Origin of the sequence: Zoogloea sp., assembly GCF_017302315.1 — a bacterium.
Classification (GTDB): Bacteria; Pseudomonadota; Gammaproteobacteria; order Burkholderiales; family Rhodocyclaceae; genus Zoogloea.
Map to the genome: position 1 here is coordinate 1 of NZ_JAFLDT010000041.1, position 20,250 is coordinate 20,250.

General features: G+C 66.0%; 16 protein-coding genes and 1 tRNA gene. 9 read left to right on the plus strand and 8 right to left on the minus strand.

Annotated elements, in window-relative coordinates; genetic code table 11:
- The 4 genes from J0L98_RS12980 to J0L98_RS12995 form a co-directional block, all read left to right on the plus strand.
- Positions 1-1,049: DUF4157 domain-containing protein (locus J0L98_RS12980; RefSeq protein WP_296412198.1), on the plus strand; the 1,049-nt coding region annotated here is incomplete at its 5' end.
- A 3-nt stretch (positions 1,050-1,052) separates the two neighbouring features.
- Entirely contained in the window at positions 1,053-3,947 is a 2,895-nt protein-coding gene (locus tag J0L98_RS12985; protein WP_296412199.1) for a DUF4157 domain-containing protein, read from the plus strand.
- Positions 3,944-5,104 carry a hypothetical protein gene (locus J0L98_RS12990; RefSeq protein WP_296412200.1) on the plus strand — a complete coding sequence of 387 codons (1,161 nt, stop codon included), beginning with the start codon at positions 3,944-3,946 and terminating at the stop codon, positions 5,102-5,104. Before J0L98_RS12985 ends, J0L98_RS12990 begins: the two co-directional genes overlap by 4 nt.
- 4 nt (positions 5,105-5,108) lie before the next feature.
- Entirely contained in the window at positions 5,109-5,345 is a 237-nt protein-coding gene (locus J0L98_RS12995; RefSeq protein WP_296412201.1) for a hypothetical protein, read from the plus strand.
- A gap of 118 nt (positions 5,346-5,463) precedes the next feature.
- On the opposite strand, the gene J0L98_RS13000 is transcribed toward J0L98_RS12995, so the two are convergent.
- The 4 genes from J0L98_RS13000 to J0L98_RS13015 form a co-directional block, all read right to left on the minus strand.
- Positions 5,464-5,540 (minus strand) — tRNA-Pro (locus tag J0L98_RS13000).
- Positions 5,541-5,650: 110 nt separating this feature from the next.
- Entirely contained in the window at positions 5,651-6,580 is a 930-nt protein-coding gene (locus J0L98_RS13005) for a polyprenyl synthetase family protein (protein WP_324460439.1), read from the minus strand.
- 130 nt (positions 6,581-6,710) lie between these two features.
- A complete protein-coding gene (ugpQ, locus tag J0L98_RS13010) occupies positions 6,711-7,451 on the minus strand; it encodes a glycerophosphodiester phosphodiesterase (protein ID WP_296412202.1) in 741 nt (246 codons plus the stop codon).
- An 8-nt stretch (positions 7,452-7,459) separates the two neighbouring features.
- On the minus strand, positions 7,460-8,752 hold the full coding sequence (locus J0L98_RS13015; protein ID WP_296412203.1) for an extracellular solute-binding protein: 1,293 nt from the start codon (positions 8,750-8,752) through the stop codon (positions 7,460-7,462).
- Positions 8,753-8,902: 150 nt separating this feature from the next.
- Between J0L98_RS13015 and J0L98_RS13020 the strand changes: the two genes are divergently transcribed.
- Positions 8,903-9,367: a hypothetical protein gene (locus J0L98_RS13020; protein WP_296412204.1), complete on the plus strand. Its 465-nt coding sequence runs from the start codon at positions 8,903-8,905 to the stop codon at positions 9,365-9,367.
- 39 nt (positions 9,368-9,406) lie between these two features.
- Here J0L98_RS13020 and J0L98_RS13025 read toward each other — a convergent pair whose 3' ends face one another.
- The 3 genes from J0L98_RS13025 to J0L98_RS13035 are packed head-to-tail and all read right to left on the minus strand — an operon-like array spanning position 9,407 to position 13,845.
- Complete coding sequence (locus J0L98_RS13025) at positions 9,407-11,215, minus strand: GGDEF domain-containing phosphodiesterase (protein WP_296412205.1); 1,809 nt, start codon at positions 11,213-11,215, stop codon at positions 9,407-9,409.
- Positions 11,212-12,750 carry an HD-GYP domain-containing protein gene (locus J0L98_RS13030; protein WP_296412206.1) on the minus strand — a complete coding sequence of 513 codons (1,539 nt, stop codon included), beginning with the start codon at positions 12,748-12,750 and terminating at the stop codon, positions 11,212-11,214. The genes J0L98_RS13025 and J0L98_RS13030 overlap by 4 nt, the downstream gene beginning before the upstream one ends.
- A gap of 57 nt (positions 12,751-12,807) precedes the next feature.
- Entirely contained in the window at positions 12,808-13,845 is a 1,038-nt protein-coding gene (locus tag J0L98_RS13035; protein WP_296412207.1) for an aldo/keto reductase, read from the minus strand.
- Positions 13,846-14,234: 389 nt separating this feature from the next.
- Between J0L98_RS13035 and rlmM the strand changes: the two genes are divergently transcribed.
- From rlmM to J0L98_RS13055, 4 genes are all read left to right on the plus strand, one after another.
- The gene (gene rlmM / locus J0L98_RS13040) at positions 14,235-15,323 is read left to right on the plus strand and encodes a 23S rRNA (cytidine(2498)-2'-O)-methyltransferase RlmM (RefSeq protein WP_296412208.1); all 1,089 of its coding nucleotides are present in this window, start codon (positions 14,235-14,237) and stop codon (positions 15,321-15,323) included.
- Between the two features lie 80 nt (positions 15,324-15,403).
- Complete coding sequence (locus J0L98_RS13045) at positions 15,404-16,885, plus strand: DEAD/DEAH box helicase (RefSeq protein ID WP_296412227.1); 1,482 nt, start codon at positions 15,404-15,406, stop codon at positions 16,883-16,885.
- Between the two features lie 77 nt (positions 16,886-16,962).
- On the plus strand, positions 16,963-17,565 hold the full coding sequence (locus tag J0L98_RS13050) for a c-type cytochrome (protein WP_365954747.1): 603 nt from the start codon (positions 16,963-16,965) through the stop codon (positions 17,563-17,565).
- Positions 17,566-17,764: 199 nt separating this feature from the next.
- The gene (locus tag J0L98_RS13055) at positions 17,765-18,886 is read left to right on the plus strand and encodes a rhodanese-like domain-containing protein (protein WP_296412209.1); all 1,122 of its coding nucleotides are present in this window, start codon (positions 17,765-17,767) and stop codon (positions 18,884-18,886) included.
- Positions 18,887-18,963: 77 nt separating this feature from the next.
- On the opposite strand, the gene J0L98_RS13060 is transcribed toward J0L98_RS13055, so the two are convergent.
- Positions 18,964-20,241 (minus strand): FCSD flavin-binding domain-containing protein, encoded by a 1,278-nt coding sequence (locus J0L98_RS13060; protein WP_296412210.1) that lies wholly within the window; start codon positions 20,239-20,241, stop codon positions 18,964-18,966.
- Positions 20,242-20,250 lie beyond the last annotated feature (9 nt).

A 20,250-nucleotide genomic window follows, 5' to 3' on the forward strand; every position in this document is an offset into this window, starting at 1 on the left:
GCCCGGCCCGCAGCAGCCGCGTGGCACGGGATGCCGCCCCATCCGCCCTGGGCCTGGGCGCCGGCCAGCCCCTGCCCGCCACCGAGCGCCGCTATTTCGAGAGCCGCCTCGGCACCGACCTCACCGGGGTACGCATCCATCCGGACACCGAATCTGCAACCAGCCTGCGTGCCAACGCCTTTGCCGCCGGCCGCGACATCGCCTTTGCCCCGGGCCGCTGGCAACCGGGCACAGCGGAAGGCAGGCGCCTGCTGGGCCACGAGCTGGCCCACGTGCTGGAACAAGGCAGCCGCCGGCAGCCAAGCGTGCAACTGGACGAGGCCGCCAAGCCCGAAGACGCCGACAAGGCCGCCGAAGCCCTGAGCGAGGGCGTCAAGACCGTCGTGGAACAGGCCAAGGAGAACGAAGGGGTGAAGAGCGCCCTGCTCGACCCGGCCAAGAACTACGCCCTGCGCCAGTGGAACCCCCTGGGCACCGCCGAGAAGGTGGGGGTGGCCGGCTTCGGCGCCGGCACCTATGGACTGGCCCTGGGCGCCGGCCTGGCCGACCCCGCCGGACGCAAGCTGCTGTCGGACGTGAACCTGGTGGCGCCCCTGGGGCTGATTCCCTACTCCACCCTTACCGGCTTCAGCTATGTGCTGCCCGCCACCCCGGGCAGCCCCACCCTGTTCAAGGCCAGCTTCTCGGGGGACGACCTGCTGGGTCTGGCCCACCAGAAGGTTTCATGGCTGCCCCCCATGACCCTCAGCCTGGACCTGGGCTGGAGCGTCGATCCCTCCGGCGCGGTGAGCCTGAGCACCGCCAGCGCCGTGTGGGGGGTGATGCCCGGCGTGTCCTTGAAGCTCGGCAACGGCGCGGTACCTGAGTGGAAGCCCATGGTCACCGGCCCCGATGGTCAGACGGCGACCGTCATGAAGTCGGTGCCGGCCCCGGCGGGCAGCGCCGCAACGCCGGCCGGCACCGGCGTGTTCGTCACCGTGGATCTGCTCAAGGCACCCTTCGTCCCCGCACCGATCCGCTCGGCGCTGGGGGGAGACGTGAAGAAGTAAGACATGCTCACCAGGGCGGAACCCTCCCGCAATGACGCGAAGAAGCCCCGCGTCGGCGCAGCCAACGATCCGGCCGAGAGAGAGGCCGACCGGGTCGCAGACGCCTTGGTCGGCAACGCGCCGCCGCTGGCGCTGAAATGCTCGGCCTGCGGAGACTCCGGAGCGCCCTGTCCGGCCTGTTCCGGCAGCGCCTCCGTCCTGCGCCGCAGCCCGCTCGGGAGCACGCCCCCGTCCACGTCGTCCCACTCCTCCTTGGCTGCCGCTGCAAACGGGCCGTCCATGCCCCTGCCCGAGGGCGAACGCCGGCACTTCGAGCGCCGTCTCGGTGCTGACCTGAGCGGCGTTCGCATCCATGCGGACGGCGCGGCCCACAGAGCAGCCCGGGACGTCCGTGCCCGCGCCTTTTCCCGCGGACAGGACCTGTTCTTTGGCCCGGGCGAATACCAGCCACACACGGCCGGTGGACGCCACCTGCTCGCCCACGAAGTGGCCCATACACTCCAGCCCGACGCCGGGGCAGGTCTGCTCCGGCGCGCCCCCGGTGACGGAACCGAGGCCCCCGCTCCCGACCTAGCAGGTGGCACCGTCGCCCTCGAAAATGCGAGCGTGCTCTCCGATGTGCTCGCCAGCGATTCAGCCTACCAGCCGGAAGAGCCCTGGGAGGCCCTGTACAACATCTTCCGCAACCGGGGCAGCGCCCAGTTCGCCGGCATGCTGATCCGTCGCCTGATCGCCCGCCGGTGGTTCGAGGCCGAGGGCATCGAACCCGACAGCGAACCCGTTGAGATCACCCAGGCCGCACCGCCCGGGCCGACGGTGTTGCCCGAGCGCCCGGTATGCCGGGTGCTCGGTGTCGATGTGCCCCTGAGCGGCGGTCGGATCACCCTGCTCGCCCTGGATGAGGCCTTTGGAAACCAGCGCCTGGCCACCCTGGCCGGCGAGGCCGCCACCGAAGTGCGCCAGATCGGCGAGGCGGCTGGCCTCCAGGCCCAGGCTGCCGAGTACGCGACGGCAATCCCCGCCTTCAACACCCGCGCCCGGGCCCACTTCGCCGGCGTCCGGCTCAACGAGATCACGGCACTGCTCAATCAGGTCGCCGCGGCCCGCAGCTCGGCACGCACCCTCGCCGACAGTTCCGTCGCCAGCGGCTACGTGGGTGACCTGGACACGAGCCTCGGCACCCATGCCGATACCCTGACCACCCTGAGCACCGACTATCAGGCATGGCGCATCGCCAATCCCCGGGACGTCACCCTCAGCGAGTCGGCCGAGCAACGTACCACTGAAGCCATGGGCACGCAGCAGCAGATGCTCGACGAGGGTCATTACATGGCCGCGGCGGCGTGGGGTGAAAGTGCCAACGCCAATGCCATGGGCCTCGCGATGGCTGATCTGTTCGGCGGTCGCACCCAGCGCAACATCGCTGAATCCTACGACCGGGGCGAACTGTCCTTTGACGAGATGACCGATCTGCGCCACTGCGCCGCGGTACGCTCCGCCGTGGTCGGTGCCGTCACGGTGGCCCTGATGGTCGCCACCGCCGGGATGGGTGCCGCAGTGGTCGGCGGGCTCGGCCTCGCGGCCGAGGGCACGCTCGCCTTCAGCGTAATGGCCGGGGGGATCGAAGCGGGAACGGTCACGGTCGCCTCCATGGGTGCCGAGCACGTCCTGACCGGCGCCCGCGACTTCAACAACCCCTACGCCCAGCAGATCTGGCGTCAGGGTGCCTACACGCCGGAACAATACCTGTTCGGCTTCGGCATGGGCTTCGGCATCGGCGGGGCCGTGGGCGGCGGCGCCCATTTTCTGCGGGGGGCGGGCGGCGCCGGCTCCGAGCTGGTGCTTGCCGAACGAGGCCCCCTCGGCCTGCCGGCCTACGAAACACCAGGGCCATGGGCGCCCGTCCGTCGTCCCCCCGTTCTGACCGCGGGCGATTCGCCCCTCGTATTGCCCCGCAGCGAACCCGGCAAAGCGCCCTTTGACGTGCTCGATGTCCTCGACGATGCGGCGACCGGCACCCGCACGGTGCGGATCCGGCTCGAAAATGGCGAACTCGTCACCATGGTCGGCCATAGCGAGAGTGGCATGGGCTACATCCTGCGCGGCAACGGCGAGATGCTCAGCGTGGTCAATGGCGAAGTCACCGGCCCGACCCGGGGCCTGCTCGGGCCGGCCGCCGAAGGCGCCGCCGCCCCGACGCCGATGGTCTTCGAAGGCCCCTCCGGGCCGATCCGCCTGCCCGCCTCCGAACCCATGCTGCAGCTACCCGAGTACGCGGCCTCGGCGCCCCGGGGGCCGGCCGCCATGGAACTGTGGGGCGACACCCGTTGGGGCAGCTACGGCGGAAACTGGCAGATGCGCGACTCGGCCACCGGCGACCGGCGCATGGTGTGGCAGTTCGACGAACAGATGGTCGCCGCACGCCAGGGCGCGACACCCGCCGAAAGCCAGGTACGCTATACCCTGACCACACCGGAGACCTTCAGCGGACGCAATGCGGCTCAGACCGAAGTCATCCCCGATGTTTCCCAGACCGGCCGTCTCGGCCCGATGCCGCTGGAAGGCCCGCAACTCACCGAAGTGAAGCACCGCAACTACCTGCTCCCCGGGCTGGAGAACATGCAGGCCATGGACACGGCCGGCTCCCTGCAGCGCATGTACCGGGCGGCCGGCATCGAAGCGACGATCAATCCGGCGGCGGCCAATTCGACCCTGCAGGTCGTCACCAGCCAGAACCTCACCGCCGAGACCCACAACCTCATCATTCGCGAGTTCACCCGCTGGTTGCTGCGTCAAGGCATACCCAATACCGAGGTCATGAACATCCTCGGGCGTATACGCTTCTCCACCGTCCGGCCCTATCAGATCCGCGGCGGAACCGTGATCAGGGAACCATGACCCCAAACGGCCCTTCCTTCTTTGAGCACCATCAGCTTGCCCTTGTCGGCGAGAGTCCCACGGGCATCCGCTCCGGCCTGCTGCTCGACGGCATCGACAGCCTGCTGCGCCATTGCGGCCTGGTGCCCGGGCGATACCGCCTGCTCCGCCGCGGAGAGGCCGCCTGTGAGGCAGGGATGATCGAAGGCCTTCAAGAGACCCTCAAGGCCGTGGGCGTGGAAGGCGAAGTCCACCCCCTCGACGGCGGCCCAACCCGGCTTGAGCCGGCGGCACTCACCGCTGCCCTTGCCGATCCCGAGGTAGTCGAGCTGCGCGTGGGCGGTGCCGGATGGGCGCTCTCGCTGCCCCTCCGGCCGGGCACCCTCATGGCGGTCAACACACGGCCGGACCTGCCCGCCGAACGCCTACCGGACCTGCTGAGCGGCCTCCTCGAAGCCTGCCAGGCCGACTGGGCGGTGGCCGACACCCCCGCCGCCCTCGCAACGCGACTTGCCGGCCAAGCCCAGCCCCCGGACAGGGCGGAAATCTCCCCTCCCCCCCTTGGCGCCTTCAACTGGCGCTGCGCGGACTGGCTGGCCGAAGTGGAATGCCAGCAGGCGAACCTGCCCGCCGGCGTGACCTGCGCCCGGGCGTTCAGTGGCGCCAGCGTCATCCAGGTGGAGCCGCCAACCCCCGCTACACTCGCCGCGCTGGGCGCAGCACTGCCCAACCTTGAACGGCCCTGGTTGCGCCCTCCGCTGCTGCACTGGCGGGCGGATGGCAGGGAGCCCCAGGCGATCCGCCCGGCCAGCCCCGCCCTGGCGGCACGGCAACGCTTCCTGGCCGCTCAGGTGAGCGCCCGCTTCGGCCTGACGCCGGATCAGCGCAGCCTGCACGGCGCGCTTGCCAGCCACTGGGCCGGCATCACCCCCACACCGATCCAGGATGAAGCCTTTTCGGCCTTTGTCGGCGAAACCGCAGTCTGCTGCGGAGGACGCTGGCATCGGGTGCTCGACCCCACCGTCGCCTTTCCCCTCACCCTCCTCGTCATCGTCGGGGAAAGCAGCAGCTTCAATCCCCACGCAGCCCTTCAGCGCTGGCGGCACGGTGGGATCAATCCGTTTGCGGCACTGGAGGCCTTTCTGGCTTCGGTGCCCGGCGGCCCCCCGCCACCCTGAAGACGTGACGGCCCCTGGCCCGCTGGTCAGCCCCATGCCATGCCCACCGCCACGAGCCCGGACGGCGGCCGACCTGACCGCCGACGGCGGGACGGTGGATCAGCACGACATCGACTCCCTGGTGCTGATGTGGGAAGAACGCCACCCCGGGCAGGTGACCAACCCGACCGGGCAAGGCAGCCTGTACCGGGTGGCGGAATCGTATGAGGGGTTGTTGGGGGAGCGAGTGACAATGCCCTGATCTGTCCATTTAAACCGACGCAGGACAGGGGCAAAAAACAAAAATGGAGCCTCGCCTGAATGGCTTGCTCCATTTTTGCTGCCTACCGGTTTCGGGATACCGGCTTGGCGGATATTACTGGTCGGGGAAAGAGGATTCGAACCTCCGGCCCCTGCGTCCCGAACGCAGTGCTCTACCAGGCTGAGCTATTCCCCGACGCTTTCAGTGCAGAGCCAGCGATGTTTTGCCAACTCTCAAAATCAAACAGCCGCACATCATATTGCAAATCCGACGTTTTGTGAAGCTTTTTTGAAGCATGTCGGACTTCAATACTTCCGTGCGACTGCGAACTTTGACAATTCTATCAAGGATTCCTTGAAAACGGAAGCCGGCAGCGCTTCCAGGGCTTCCAGCGCGAGCTGGGCTTCGGCTTCGGCGACTTTTCGGGTGGCTTCGATGGCGCCGGTGGCGCGAATCGCCTCCAGAACGGCCGGAAAATCGTCGCGGCCGCCGTTTTCGATGGCGGTTCGCACACAGGCGGCGTGTTCGGGGCTGCCGTGCTTCATGGCATGGATCAGCGGCAGGGTCGGCTTGCCTTCGGCCAGATCGTCGCCGATATGCTTGCCGGTATCGGCCTCATCGCCCGAGTAGTCGAGGACGTCATCGATCAGCTGGAAGGCGGTGCCGATGTGCATGCCGAAGGCCGCCATGCGGCTTTCGAGCGCGTCGTCCACGCCGCCCAGGATGCCGCCGAGCCGGGCCGCCGCTTCGAAGAGCTTGGCGGTCTTGTAGCGGATCACGCGGAGGTAGTCGTCCACCTCGACGTCGGCATTGTGGCAGTTGAGGAGTTGCAGGACTTCGCCTTCGGCGATCACGTTGGTGGCATCGGCGAGGACACGCATGATCTTCATGTTGTCGGCCCCGACCATCATCTGGAAAGCACGCGAATACAGGAAGTCACCCACCAGCACCGAGGCGGCGTTGCCGAACATGGCATTGGCTGTCTTGTTGCCACGCCGTAGCTCGGACTCGTCCACCACGTCATCGTGAAGCAGGGTGGCGGTATGGATGAACTCCACCACCGCCGCCATCTCACGATGGTAGCTGCCGGTGTAGCCGGCTGCACCCGCGGTGAACAGCACCATGGCGGGCCGCAGGCGCTTGCCGCCACTGCCGATGATGTACTCGGCCACTTGGCGGATGAGAACCACGTCGGAGTAGAGACGATCCCGGATGACGCTGTCGAGCGCCTTCATGTCGTCGGCGATCGGCGCGTATAGCTGCGAGAGAGACAAGGCAATGCCCAGACTAGAAAAAACGCGATGGTAGGGGCCGACCGCGATCCCGTCAAGCCGCCGGGATCAAGGAAATCCGGCACGGAATGGTTCAGGCCGGGTGCACGTGCAGCAAATCGGGCCGGTCGGTGAACACCCCGCCCACACCCCAAGACGCAAGCTGCGCGGCAACCTCCCGGGTGTTGACGGTATACACCATCATCCGGAGCCCGGCGGAATGGATGGCCTGGGCATGGGCCGCTTCAAGGCCATTTAAACCGACATTGAGCGACAGACAGCCAAGCTGCCGGGCCTGCACGAGGCTCGCCGGGGTGAAGGTGTCCACCAGCAGGGCTCTGGGCAGATCGGGCACGCACCGGGCTGCGGCATCCAAAGCTTCGACCGAGAAGGACGACAGCAGGACGTCCGGACGCCCGCTCGCGGGCAGGGCGTGGAGCAGCTCGCCCACCACGCGACCGGTTTCGGCCTCGGTGCCGGTTGCCGGCTTGATCTCCAGATTGGCCGCTAGCCCGAGCTGGCCGCAAACGGCAAGGGCAGCACTCAGGCTGGGGATCGTCTCGCCCGCAAAAGCGGGATGAAAGTGTCGCCCGACATCCGTCGCCAGCAGTTGCTCGGCGCTGAGCTCGGGCACGGCGCCGACGACACCGGCGGTGCGCATCAGGGTTTCGTCGTGGATCAGCACAGGAACCCTGTCGCGGGACAGCATCACGTCAAACTCGACCGCCCGACAACCCAGCCGGGCAGCAATGCGGAGCCCGGCCAGGGTGTTCTCGGGGGCCAGGGCACCACCACAGCGATGCACCAGCAGTGGGGGCCAGGGCCACCGGGACATGGCTGCGATCAGTCCAGCTGGCGGGAACGGGCCACGGCCGTGTCGAGCGCGAGCTTGGAGGGCTTGCGGTCTTCCCAGACCGATTCCAGCTCTTCCTCGATGATCTTGCGCACGGCGGCACGCTGGGGATAGGTGCTGGCCTTGCTGATGGACGTGACCTTCTTGTGGGTCAGTTGCTGGACGCCCACATGGATGTTGACGAGATCGGCTGCGAGCAGACGGCTCTCGGACGCCAGCAGGCCCGCCTGGTTGAGGGGCAGATAGCCGGCATTGCGCTGCCATTCCACCTGGCTCTCGGCGGTCAGCCAGAAGCTGACGAAGCGCGCCACGGCCTTGTATTCGGCCGCGCTCTTGCCGGCACCGATCCACAGGGCGGGGCCATCGGCGAGGGTGTTCTGGGGCGCGCCGTAGTAGTCCTCGTGGTAAGGCAGGGTTGCCACGCCAACCTCGAACGCGGCCTGGCGCTTGAGGGTCGGCCAGGCACCGGAGGGTGCGGTCAGCACGGCACATTCGCCCTTGGCGAAATGCTCGGTGGCTTCGTCTTCCCGACCGAAGAGGTGCAGATAGCGGGCCTTGACCCAGGAGGACAGCATGGCCACGTGCTTGACTTCGAGCATGCCGTTGATGGCCAGGGAGGCCTTCTTGCCTTCGGTGACCACCGGCTCGTTGTGCCAGGCGCTCATGTTCTCGACGAGGATCCAGGCCGGCTGGGCGGTGGTATAGGGGCAGGCCTGACCGGAAGCCACCAGCTTGCCGAGGGCACCCTGGAGTGCCTGCCAGGTCTTGGGTGCAGCTTCGGGGTCAAGCCCTGCCTCACGGAAGGCCTGCTTGTTGTAGAACATCACGGGGGTAGAGAGGGCCACCGGCAAGGCGATGAGGCGATTGGCGCTGTCGATGGGGGTCGGCGTCATCATGGCCGGGGCGCGCAGGGTTTCAAAGCGTTCGCCGGACTCCTTCATGACCTGGTACAGGGGGCGGTAGCGCTGGGGCCCGGCGAGGAAGCCCGGCAGATCGCGCTCACCAAGGATCATCAGGTGCGGGAGCGTCCCTTCGTTCCAGGTGCGCTCGTGGAGCACCACCTTGGCGTGGGGGTTGGCTGCGTTGTAGCGGTCAACGAGCTTCTGCAACTGGGCGCCCTTGTCGGCGCCGAGGGTGTGCACCAGCTCGATATCCTTCACGGCGACCGGAGCGGCCGCGGGGGCGGCCGGCTTGGGCGCCGGCTTTTTTGGCGCCGCAAGGGCCTGGGCGGAAAACAGGGTGGCGAAGGCGACACACAGGGCGCCACGATTGAGCATGTTCATGAGGATCCTGTCTACGGACGGAGATAAGGGGCAGTCAGCCCATGATTATAAGGAGATCAATGCTGCAGAAGCAGGGCTGATTCGTCGGCCTTGATTCAAGTCGTTGGCGGCAGGGCCGTAGACCCTTCAAAGCAACAGCTTCCATTCGCCATGAAATATCCGTCGTTCCGCTTTGTGCTGCTCATGACCGCCGCGGCCGCCCTGGCCACCGGCTGCGAGCAGCTGGGCATTCCCGACCCGGCCAAGACCAACGCCCAGGCAGAAGCTGATGGCAAGGCCATCGGGAGCGCCTGTCGCCATGCCGGGCGGGCCATCGAAGACTGTTTCACCCTCAACACCGCGGCGTCGAAGTCGGCGGTGTTTGCGGGCTGGAAGGAAATGAACGACTACATGGTGGAGAACAAGATCGCCGAAGTGGTTCCGCAGCTTCCGCCCCCCGCCCCGCCCATCCCGGCTTCCGGCAAGAAGAAGAAGGCAGCCGACCACGGCAGCGAAGAGGCCCCCAAGGACAAACCGTCGGATGCCGACGCAGATGCGCACGGTGCCGATGCCAAGGGCGAGGCCGAAGCGGGGCAGGAACCCGAGGTACGCAAACGACGCCGGTCGCGGGAGTAGCACCTCATCGCTGCCCAGCGACGCCAGGGTGCAAGAGGCTCAGGGCGCAGGGGCACTCAACAGCACGTCCTGGCGCGAAACCCACCAGACGATGAACTGCTCGACGGACATGGCCGGCGCGTAGAGATAGCCCTGGGCGCGGTCGCAGCCCATTTCCCTCAATACCGTCTCCGTTGCCACATCCTCAACGCCCTCGGCCACCACATCCAGGCCAAAGGTGTGGGCGATGCGCACCATCAGCTCGACGATGGAACGATCGTTCTCAGTGAGGGTGATTCGCTCGACGAAGGACTTGTCGAGCTTGAGTTCATCCACGGGCAGACGGCGGAGATAGTCCATGGATGAATAGCCCGTGCCGAAATCATCCAGCGCCAGGCGCCCGCCACCGACCCGCAGGGCCTCCAGGTTGCTCACCGACATGCCATCCCGCGATACCAGGCCACCCTCGGTGAGTTCGAAACACATCCGGGATACCGGCACCCGCCAGGTTTCGCAGGTTTGACGGATGAACAGGGGCAGTTCCGGATCCTTCAGGTCGTCGGCAACGAGATTCACCGATATGGCCACGTCGCAGCCCGCGTCCGCCAGCGTGGAAAGTACCTGGGCCGCCTGCTGGATCACCCAGCGCGACAACTCCCCCATGAGGCCGATGCGTTCGAGCACCTGCAGGATGTCAGGGGGAGAGGCACTCTTCTTGCCGTCCCTGTTCCAGCGCAGCAAGGCCTCAGCCCCGACCAGCCGGCGGGAAGGCAACTCCACCTGAGGCTGGAGGAAGAGCTGGAACTGGCGGGCTTCCAGGGCGCGGGCCACTTCCGATTCGAATCCCGCATCGCAATGACCGCACGCCGCGGAATCGGCGCTGTAGTGCTCAAAGGCTTTGCCGGAGGTTTTGGCCGCAATCAGGGCTGAACGGGCCGCCTGAATCAAGCCGAGCGGGTCGTTCGCGTGCTCGGGCGCCCACGCGCCACCCGCATGGAAGCGCCCGCGCTGCCCGGGGAAGTTGTTGCTCCGCAGCACCTCGCAGGCGTCAACCAGCTTGCTCCCGGCCAGCGACACCTGCGCCGAATGCAGAAGCTCGGGCAGGATCACCGCCCATTGATCTTCGCCAAGGGCGCACAGGATGTCATTGGGCCGCAGCACCGCACGCATGGCGTCGGAGAGCGCCAGCCGCAGGTGATCCCGTTCGTCCATGCCCAGAACATCTACGGAGCGCCCCCATTCGATGTCGAGCACCAGAAGCCCGAGGGTCTGCCCATCAGCGAGCCCGGACAAGCGCTCCGCCAGCAAGCTCAGAAAGCGCCGCCGGTTGGGAATGCCGAGAACCGCATCCCCGTCCTCGGCGTCCAGGCGGAAGGCATGTTCGTGATCGATGGAGACGTCCGACAACAGGCCGCCCAGGCACCAGCCCAGACGCACCAGGGCGGTCAGAATGTCGAGCTCAAGGCGATGGACCATCGCCCGATCGCTGAACAGGTGCTGCTGGCAGGATGCCAGCAAGGCCTCGATGGCGACGAAAGGAAACTCCGCCACGGCGCCACCCAGATAGCACTCGGACCACAACTCGACGATCCGGGCCGGCCAGGGCGGGGTGAAATCCCATTCGGTGATCCGTGCCAGCTCGACGCAGAATGCGCGCAGGGACGGCTCCACGCCCAATCTGCCCTCGCCGAGGTCGAAGCGCGACAACAGTGCGTCGGCCAGCTCGGCAGCACTGATGATGCGGCCAAAGGCGCGCACCGCCGCCTGCTCGCCCTGCCCGATGCCGTAACGCAACAGAAGACGCGCAAGGGCGTCCTCGTCAATGACCGGGCAGGGAGAACGCACCAGGTGAGGTGCCGGCGTATTCATGCGAGGTAGTAGGCCGACGGCTCCACCCCGAATGCGCCGGGTGGCAGGGCGCGGGTGATTTCGTAGGGCTCTCCGGTGGCACAGGACGGATCGTAAAGAAGATCCAGTGTCTGGGGGTAGGCATTGGGCTTCTTGTCCGGCCCGAGCAGGATCATGACGCGGGGCTTGAGGCGGCGGATACGGTTCTGGGACACCACCACAGCCACTTCGCCGGAATTGAGTTCGACCAGGGTACCGACGGGATAGAGCCCGATGCACTGTACGAACTGATCGACGATGCTGACCGAAAAACGCTTGCCCCGGAGGCCTCTGACGGCATCCAGGGCGTCCTGGGAACTCACCGCCACCCCATACGGGCGTTCGCGGGTCATGGCGCAATACACATCGCAGACCCCGGCAATCTCGGCCATCAAACCCACATCGTCCCCCTTCAGCCCAACCGGGTAGCCACTGCCATCACAGCGCTCATGATGGCGCTCGATGACCTCCAGCATCTGGGGCGTAGCATGGGGGCACGCCGCAAGGATGTGCAGGGAGAAATCCACATGGGTCTTGAAAATCTCGTACTCGCGGGGCGAAAGGGCCCCGCTCTTGTGGAGCAGACGGGCCGGGAGACGCAGCTTGCCGATGTCCTGCAGCAGCCCGGCCATTCCCAGGGTGGTGATCGAATCCTCTCCGAGCCCCAGGGCCCGGCCGAAGATCATCACGTGGGCGGCCACATCGAGAGAATGGTCGTAACTGTATTGGTCCGTCCTCTTGAGGCGCAGCAGCCACAGGAGGGCGTCCGGATTGCGGATGACGCTCAGCACCATCTCCGACACCACCCCGCGCAGCCGTTCCAGGTCCGGGTTGAGGTTGTTTTGAACATCCTCGGCAATCTCCGCGAGCAGTGCCTGGGCGCGCGTCACCACGGGCAAGGCTGCAACGATCTCTTCTTCCAGGGAGACCGTCGGCTCCACAAACTGCATCCCGGAGGGCGTGCCCAACGAAGCCGCGCCGGCCTCCTCGCCCGAGCGCCGACCCGATGCCCGGACAGGACGCTCCGCGTAAGTCGTCACGTGGGGATGCAGGGCAGACGGGGTGGCACGCCCTTCGCCGGGAGACGGCTCACCCACATTCAGGGTCCGCGGAGCTGCCCCTTGCGGGTAGATCCGGAACCAGGGCTCGGTGCCCGCCTCCCCGTCCCGGGCGCGCTCCGACCCCTCCCCCTTCAGCCCCCGCAGCAGCTTGAGCAAGGCGAAGAAGTCCAGGGGCTGACGGCGCTGCTCGGGCTTGACCAGGAAGCTGGCCAGATCGGCAGGTGCGCGGTTGGGGGGCGCACCCTCCTGCGCCGCAGGCGCGGCCCGCCAGGCATCACCGACCGACCGGGCGCGGTCCACGTACACAAAGCGGCACAACTGCCTGACCTGCGTCAGGGTCTCCTCATCCTCGATGAGAAAACCCTGGAGCATGAAAGGTGATTCGAGCCACGGGCGATCAAGCTCAGAAATGAACATGCCTCCGCGCAGATCCTGCACCGCGACAATTTCCTTCAACACACCCTCCGTGCAACCATTTCCGCTTCACAACACATATTTGTAGTCGGCATCAGTTTACGGCGCCGGACTGGAAAACTGGAGATGAATCGCATCGATCTCCTGCATGACCTGTGCATCAAGCAGGCGCTCACATGCATCGAGATTGGCTTCAAGCTGTGCCACAGAAGTGGCGCCGAGGATCACGCTGCCGACAAACGGCTGGGCTGCCACAAAGGCGATGGCCATTTCGGCCGGCGCCATTCCGTAGCGCCGGGCCAGCGCCGCATAGGCCGCAACCGCCGGCCTCACGCCGGGCTTGTCGTAGCGTTGTCCAAAAGCCGGAAACAGGGAGATGCGCCCCGGCGCCCCGGGATCATCAAGGTACTTGCCACTGAGGTGCCCGAAGCCCAGCACCGAGTAGGGCAACAGGCTGACCCGCTCACGGAAGCACACTTCGGCCAGCGACTGTTCGAATACCCGGTTGAGCAGGTTGAAGGCGTTCTGCACCGACACGACGCGCGGAAGGCCCAGCTCGTCAGCCGCCCGCAAAAACGACAGCAAGCCCCAGGGATGCTCGTTGGACAGGCCCACGTAGCGGATCTTCCCTTCGGCCACCAGTTCGGCGAGCGCCACCAACTGCTCCTCGATGGGCGTCGCCGGGCGCTCGTGCTCCGGCTCGAAACGCCACTGCCCGAACATGGGCTGATTGCGCGCTGGCCAGTGAAGCTGGTAAAGGTCGATGTAATCGGTGCCCAAGCGGGTCAGACTCGCCTCAACCGCCGCGCGGATATTGCTCCGGTCGAGGGACGAGGGACCACCCCGGATCCACGCCATGTTGCGCCCCGGCCCCGCTACCTTGGTCGCCAGCACCACGCTATCCCGCGGCCGGCCCCGCAGCCACGATCCGACAATGGACTCCGTGCGCCCATAGGTCTCGGCGCGGGCGGGCACCGGGTACATCTCGGCGGCATCGATGAAATTCACCCCGCGCGCGAACGCTGCATCAAGCTGCGCATGCGCTTCGGACTCCGAGTTCTGCTGACCAAACGTCATCGTACCCAGACAGACGGACGACACTTGCAGGTCGCTGGCGCCGAGTTTGCGAAAGTCCATGTGCGGCCTCCGGATCGATGGAAACTAGATAGACAACCCACGCTTCGCGGCGGGCTGCCCCCCGAGGGGGAACGCCTTTACCTTGGGGCGGCCCTGCGGCGAAGAAGGCCCCCACGCTACACCGCTTCGCGGCTTGCGCCCCCCCGAGGGGGAACGCCTTTACCTTGGGGCGGCCCTGCGGCGAAGAAGGCCCCCACGCTACACCGCTTCGCGGCTTGCGCCCCCCCGAGGGGGAACGCCTTTACCTTGGGGCGGCCCTGCGGTAAAGGCCGCTGGCCGCGATCGGGTATCATGCCAGCCACGCAGGCGCTGCACCGCGCATCGGTATTGGCGAGAGGGTGCGTTGCCGAGATTGTACACACCCACCACGCCCTTCCGCTCCTCCGCCCATGCAGCCCGCCCCTACACCCTGCCTTTCCACTGGCATTCTCGTCCAGTGCCGTCCCGGGTTCGAGCCCGATGCGAGCCTTGAGCTGCAGGCCGCCGCCCGCGCCGCGCGTGTCGAAGGCAGCATCACGGAAGCGATCAACAGCGGTTTCGCCCTGTTTCAATTGAGCGTGCCAGCCCCACGCGATGAGCTGCGGCGGCGCCTGGATCTATCGAGGCTGGTCTTCTCACGCCAGGGCTTCCAATTGGTCGGCAGCCTGGAAGATCTTCCCGAGAAGGATCGCCTGAGCCCGCTGATGAGCGCCATCACGGCACTGGGGGAGCGCTTTTCCGCGCTCCTGCTTGAAACCCCCGACACCAACGACGGCAAGCAGCAATCCGGCTTTCTGCGCCGTTTCGGCCCCCTGCTTGAAGAGGCCTTGGGCAAGGCCGGCCTGCTACGCAGCGATTCGCCCCACCTGCCCCGCCTGCATGTCTTCCTGGCCGATTCAAGACGCGCCCTCCTCGGCCTGAGCCTGGCCAGCGAGGGCTCGGCCTGGCCCATGGGCATCCCGCGGCTACGCATGCCCAAGGAAGCGCCCAGCCGCTCCACCCTGAAGCTCGCCGAAGCCATCATGGGCCTGCTGACGGCCGACGAGCAGAAAGCCACCCTCCGCCCCGGTCTGCTGGCGGTCGACCTGGGTGCCTCACCGGGCGGCTGGACCTGGCAGCTGGTAAGCAGAGGGCTGCGCGTCACGGCCATCGACAACGGCCCCATGGCGCCGTCGGTGGCCGCCACCGGCCTGCTGGAGCACCTGCGGGTGGACGGCTTCGCCTGGAAGCCCCGCAAGCCCGTGGAATGGATGGTGTGCGACATGGTGGAGCAGCCCTCCCGCATCGCACCGCTGATGGCCGAGTGGGTAGCCAGCGGGCGTTGCCGCCGCAGCATCTTCAACCTCAAGCTGCCCATGAAACGCCGCTATGACGAGATCGAACGCTGCCGCGCCCTGATCGACCAGCGCATGCGCGCCGGAAACATCAAATACATATTGAGAATCAAGCACCTTTACCACGATCGGGAAGAGGTCACGTGCTATCTCACGCGGCGCTGACAGCGCCGCGATGTATAATGCTGGACTATTTAAATGGTGCAGTGCACTAAATCTGCCGCACCCAGATCGTGATCACATCCATGTCGTTCTCCGAACTCGGACTCATTCCTGAAATCCTGCGGGCCGTCACCGAAGCCGGTTACACCGAACCCACACCCATCCAGCGCCAAGCCATTCCTGTCGTTCTCGCCGGGCACGACGTGATGGGCGGCGCCCAGACGGGCACGGGCAAGACCGCCGGTTTCACCCTGCCGCTGCTCAACCGCCTGGCGCGTCATGCCAGCAGTTCGACCAGCCCCGCCCGCCACCCGGTGCGTGCGCTGATCCTGGCGCCGACACGCGAGCTGGCCATGCAGGTGTATGAGTCCGTCAAGATGTACTCGAAGCACCTGCCCCTGCGCAGCACCTGCATCTATGGCGGGGTCGACATGAACCCGCAGATCCAGGAACTGCGCCGCGGCATCGAAATCGTCGTCGCCACCCCGGGCCGCCTGCTCGACCACGTCCAGCAGAAGACTATCGCCCTCGGCCAGGTCGAATTCCTGATCCTCGACGAAGCCGACCGCATGCTGGACATGGGCTTCATCCCGGACATCCGCCGGATCCTCGCCCTGCTGCCGGCCGCCCGCCAGAGCCTGCTGTTCTCCGCCACCTTCTCGGACGAAATCAAGAAACTCGCCGACCAGATGCTGAAGAACCCGCAACTGATCGAGGTGGCCCGCCGCAACATGGTCAGCGAGACCATCACCCACATCGTCCACCCGGTTTCCAGCGGGCTCAAGCGCAACCTGCTGGCCCACATCGTGCGACACGAGGACGAGGCCAACCAGGTGCTGGTCTTCGTGGATACCAAGTTCGCCTGCAGCCGCCTGGCCCACTTCCTTGAGCGCCATGGCATCTCGGCCGACGCCATCCACGGCGACAAGACCCAGCAGGCGCGTACCGAAACGCTCGAGAACTTCAAGTCCGGCAAGGTCCGCGTGCTGGTGGCCACCGACGTGGCCGCCCGCGGCCTCGACATCGAAGACCTGCCCTCGGTGATCAATTTCGAACTGCCCCACACCGCCGAAGACTACGTCCATCGCATCGGCCGCACCGGCCGTGCGGGCAAGTCGGGCAAGGCGGTCTCCCTCGTCAGCTCGGAAGAGCGCCATCGCCTCGCCGACATCCAGAAGCTCATCAAGCTCGAGATCAAGCAGGAGATCGTCCCCGGCTACGATCCGGAACCCGACTTCTTCGATGCGGACGGAAGCCGTCGCCGGCGTAGCGCCCCGGCATCCCGGCCCACCGACAGCGCCGCCGCGGCCGCACCCGCTGGCGAACGCCGCAAGCGCAGTGAGCGCCCGGAGCGCAGCGAACGCCCGGAACGTTCCGAGCGCCCTCAGCGCAGCCGTCAGCCCGCTCATATTGCGGCAGATGGTTTTGACTTCAGCAAGCCCTACGAGCAGAAGGGCGACATCACCTCGGCCAGCGGCGAAGGCAGTGGCGGCGACACCCCGGTTCCCGAGAAAGGCCAGCGCCCGATCGCCTTCCTGCTGGGCGGGCTCGGTCGCAAGCACTGAATACCCGGGCACAATTCAGTGTATTAACGAATTCTGATAGGCTTCTCTCCGCATTACACAACAAGGAGGAGAGAAGCATGAAGGGAAAACTTGTTTCGGCGGGACTGTCACTACTGATGGCCCTGCCTGTCGCGACTCAGGCGGCAGACCTGAAGCGTGCGGAGGAGATCGTTGGCGGGCGCTGCTTCCTGTGCCACGGTATGGAAGGTGAAGCAGCCTCGGCTCTCTATCCGCGACTGGCAGGACAGCACGCCGAGTACATTGCCAAGCAACTGGCCGATTTCAAGTCCGGCAAGCGCAAGAGCGACACCATGTCCGGCATGGTCACCGACCTGACCTCAGAAGAGATGAAGGCCCTCGGCGCTTTCTTCGAGCAGAAGAAGCCCAGCCACAGCGGCCGCACGGATGCCGATCTTGCCGCAGTGGGGCGTTACATCTTCACCAAGGGCAACCAGTATTCCGGCGTCGCATCGTGCACCTCCTGCCACGGCCCGAAAGGCTACGGAACACCGCAACTGCCACGCCTGGCCGGGCAACAGCCCCTCTATCTCGAGAACCAGCTCAAGCAGTTCAACAGCCGCGAACGCAACAACGACAACGCGGTGATGCACTCCATCGCATCCAAGCTCACCGAGCTCGAAGTGAAGGCTGTTTCCAGCTACATCTCGACGCTCGAATGAGCCTGCCCCGGCGGGGTCGGCATGCATCGTCGGCCGCCCTCGCTCACGTCCTGAAGGACGTTCGATTGACCTGTATCAGGAGTTCTCCGATTCGCCCCACCCACCGGCCGCTCTCGCGCGAAAATTAGCATTTTCTGATGCGGCCGGCCGGGGGCCGACTTTCCAGCCCGGTGCAGCGAGTTTTCGACCGGAGACCTCCATGAAGTTCCACCGCATGCTGGCCCTTGCCAGCGCACTGGCCATGCTTGGCCTGCCCGCGCCCTACCCTGCCCAAGCCGTTGAGCCCTCCACGGCAATTGCGCCAAAGGAAGGCTGGTACCACCAACTCGTGAACGCCAGCTTTGTGGCCGGCTACGCCATCCTGCCGAAGCCCGACGGGGTGATGATCATCGACTCCCGCCCCACCGCGCGCAAGTACGACCTGGGGCACATTCCGACCGCCATCAACATCCCGGACAGCCAGTTCGAGAAGCTTCTCGACAAGCTCCCTGCGGATAAGGACACCCTGCTGATCTTCTACTGCGACGGCCCCGAATGCCTGCTCAGCCACAACTCGGCCTTCAAGGCGGAGAAGCTCGGCTATACCCGTGTCCATGTCTATGCCGCCGGCTATCCCGACTGGCTCAAGCAGGGCCACATCGGCGCAGTCTCCGTTCCGTACATCAAGAAACTGCAGGATGAAGGGGCGCCCATGACGTTGATCGACTCCCGCCCCAAGGAACGTAAATATGACAAGGGACACATCCCCGGGGCCATCAGCATTCCGGACCTGCAGTTCGACAAGCTCGTGGACCGCCTCCCGGCCGACAAGGCAAGTCCGCTCTACTTCTACTGTGAAGGTCTCACCTGCACGCTCAGCTCCGACTCCGCCGCACGGGCCGTGAAACTAGGCTATACGCGGGTGAAGGTGGTCCCGGAAGGTTACCCTGAATGGGTTCGTCGCTACGGCCCCGGCCCCACCACCGAGGTGCCCGCCAAGCCGGCAATCCAGGTCGGACGCGACACCAGCACCATCACCGTGGCCTCCTTCGAGCGGATCTACCGCTTGGCACCCGACACCATCCACCTGATCGACGTGCGCGATCCCGCCGAGTTCGCGAAGGGCAGTTTCAAGGGGGCGCTGAATTTTCCTGTCAAGACCCTCGAGAGCCGCATCACTGAGCTGCCGTCCGACAAGCCCATCGTGTTCTTCTGCGGGGCGGGCGGGCGTAGCGGGGACGCCCATGACCTGGTCAAGCAGTTGCGGCCCCAGCTCGTAAGCTACTTCATCGACGCCGAGATCAAATGGACCGCGGACGGCGGCTACAGCATCACGGAGTGACGCCGGCAACGGTCGCCCGCCATCGGCGAGCGACCGTCCATCCGTGCCGCGACGAGTGTCGCCGGCACGGATGGGGCTCACACCAGCATGTCGGCCCAGATGTTGCGGGCCCAGGACAGCGCGTACTTGCCCTCCAGCTCATTGGCCGCAGCCGACACGCCCCCCGCACCCTGCACCGGCATCACCGTCTTCTTCGCCGCATCATAGAGATGAACCGAAGAAACGTGGATCACGTTCTTTGAATCCACGAAGCTGTAGCAGGTATTCATCACCAGAGGGGTCGAACTGGGCGCCTCGCCCGCCAACAGATTGATGATGGCGGCGGCCGTCACCTTGGCATGCTGGTTGGCCATGTGGCCCGACTTGGGCATGGTGGGTGCCGGGAAGATGGCATCGCCGATCACATGCACCCCCGGGGTATTCACCGACTCGAAGCTCAGCCAGTCGATATCCACCCAGCGGTTGTTGATCAGCTTGATGCCCGACTTCGCGGCGATGTCGCCAGCACGCTGGGGCGGCACCACGTTGAGCACATCCGCCTTGACCTTGTCGAACTCCAGCACCGCCGTCCGGCTGGCAGCGTCGACCTCGCGCAGTTCGCTGTTCGGGCGGTATTCGAGAATACCCTTGTACTTCTCGAAGGCCTTGGTAAACAGCCCCTTCTTGGAGGTGATCTCCTCGTTTGCATCCAGCACCAGCACCTTGGACTTCGGCTTGGTCTTCTGCAGGTAGTTGGCCACCAGGCAGGCTCGCTCATAGGGCCCCGGCGGGCAACGATACGGCGCCTTGGGAATGCTCAACGCATACACCCCACCATCCTTCATGTCCTCGAGCTGCTTGCGCAGGGCCACCGTCTGGGCACCCGCTTTCCAGGCATGCAGCACGGTGTCGCGGGCAGCCTCGGTCTCCAGCCCCGGCACCTGGTCATACATGAACTCGATACCCGGAGAGAGTACGAGCCGGTCGTAGGAGAGCACACCTCCGGACGCCAGCGTGACCTTGCGGGCACCGGCATCCACCGCCGTCACGGTGTCCTGCAGCACCTTCACGCCCCAGGTGTTGCGCAGGCCGTCATAGCTCATGGTGATGTCGGCCATCTGCTTGTCGCCACCGATCACCAGATTGGAAATCGGGCAGGAGATGAACTGGGGATTGCGCTCCACGAGGGTCACATCCACCCCCATCTGGCTCCACATGCGCAGGTATTTGGCAACGGTGGCGCCGCCAAAGCCGCCCCCTACCACGACCACATGGCCGCGGGCTTTCGATCCCATCGCACAGCCGGACAGGCCCGGTAATGCCACCACGCCACCAGCCAATGCGGCGCCCTTCAGAAACTCACGTCGATTCCACATGCTGCGCCC

Excerpts from the sequence above, each read along its gene's own strand:
- J0L98_RS13050 (WP_365954747.1), top strand. The coding sequence starts at position 16,963 with ATGAAGGGAAAACTTGTTTCGGCGGGACTGTCACTACTGATGGCCCTG.
- J0L98_RS13055 (WP_296412209.1), top strand. The coding sequence starts at position 17,765 with ATGAAGTTCCACCGCATGCTGGCCCTTGCCAGCGCACTGGCCATGCTT.
- J0L98_RS13045 (WP_296412227.1), top strand. The coding sequence starts at position 15,404 with ATGTCGTTCTCCGAACTCGGACTCATTCCTGAAATCCTGCGGGCCGTC.
- ugpQ (WP_296412202.1), bottom strand. The coding sequence starts at position 7,451 with ATGTCCCGGTGGCCCTGGCCCCCACTGCTGGTGCATCGCTGTGGTGGT.
- rlmM (WP_296412208.1), top strand. The coding sequence starts at position 14,235 with ATGCAGCCCGCCCCTACACCCTGCCTTTCCACTGGCATTCTCGTCCAG.
- J0L98_RS13025 (WP_296412205.1), bottom strand. The coding sequence starts at position 11,215 with ATGAATACGCCGGCACCTCACCTGGTGCGTTCTCCCTGCCCGGTCATT.
- J0L98_RS12990 (WP_296412200.1), top strand. The coding sequence starts at position 3,944 with ATGACCCCAAACGGCCCTTCCTTCTTTGAGCACCATCAGCTTGCCCTT.
- J0L98_RS13020 (WP_296412204.1), top strand. The coding sequence starts at position 8,903 with ATGAAATATCCGTCGTTCCGCTTTGTGCTGCTCATGACCGCCGCGGCC.
- J0L98_RS13005 (WP_324460439.1), bottom strand. The coding sequence starts at position 6,580 with ATGAAGGCGCTCGACAGCGTCATCCGGGATCGTCTCTACTCCGACGTG.
- J0L98_RS13035 (WP_296412207.1), bottom strand. The coding sequence starts at position 13,845 with ATGGACTTTCGCAAACTCGGCGCCAGCGACCTGCAAGTGTCGTCCGTC.
- J0L98_RS13060 (WP_296412210.1), bottom strand. The coding sequence starts at position 20,241 with ATGTGGAATCGACGTGAGTTTCTGAAGGGCGCCGCATTGGCTGGTGGC.
- J0L98_RS12985 (WP_296412199.1), top strand. The coding sequence starts at position 1,053 with ATGCTCACCAGGGCGGAACCCTCCCGCAATGACGCGAAGAAGCCCCGC.
- J0L98_RS13015 (WP_296412203.1), bottom strand. The coding sequence starts at position 8,752 with ATGAACATGCTCAATCGTGGCGCCCTGTGTGTCGCCTTCGCCACCCTG.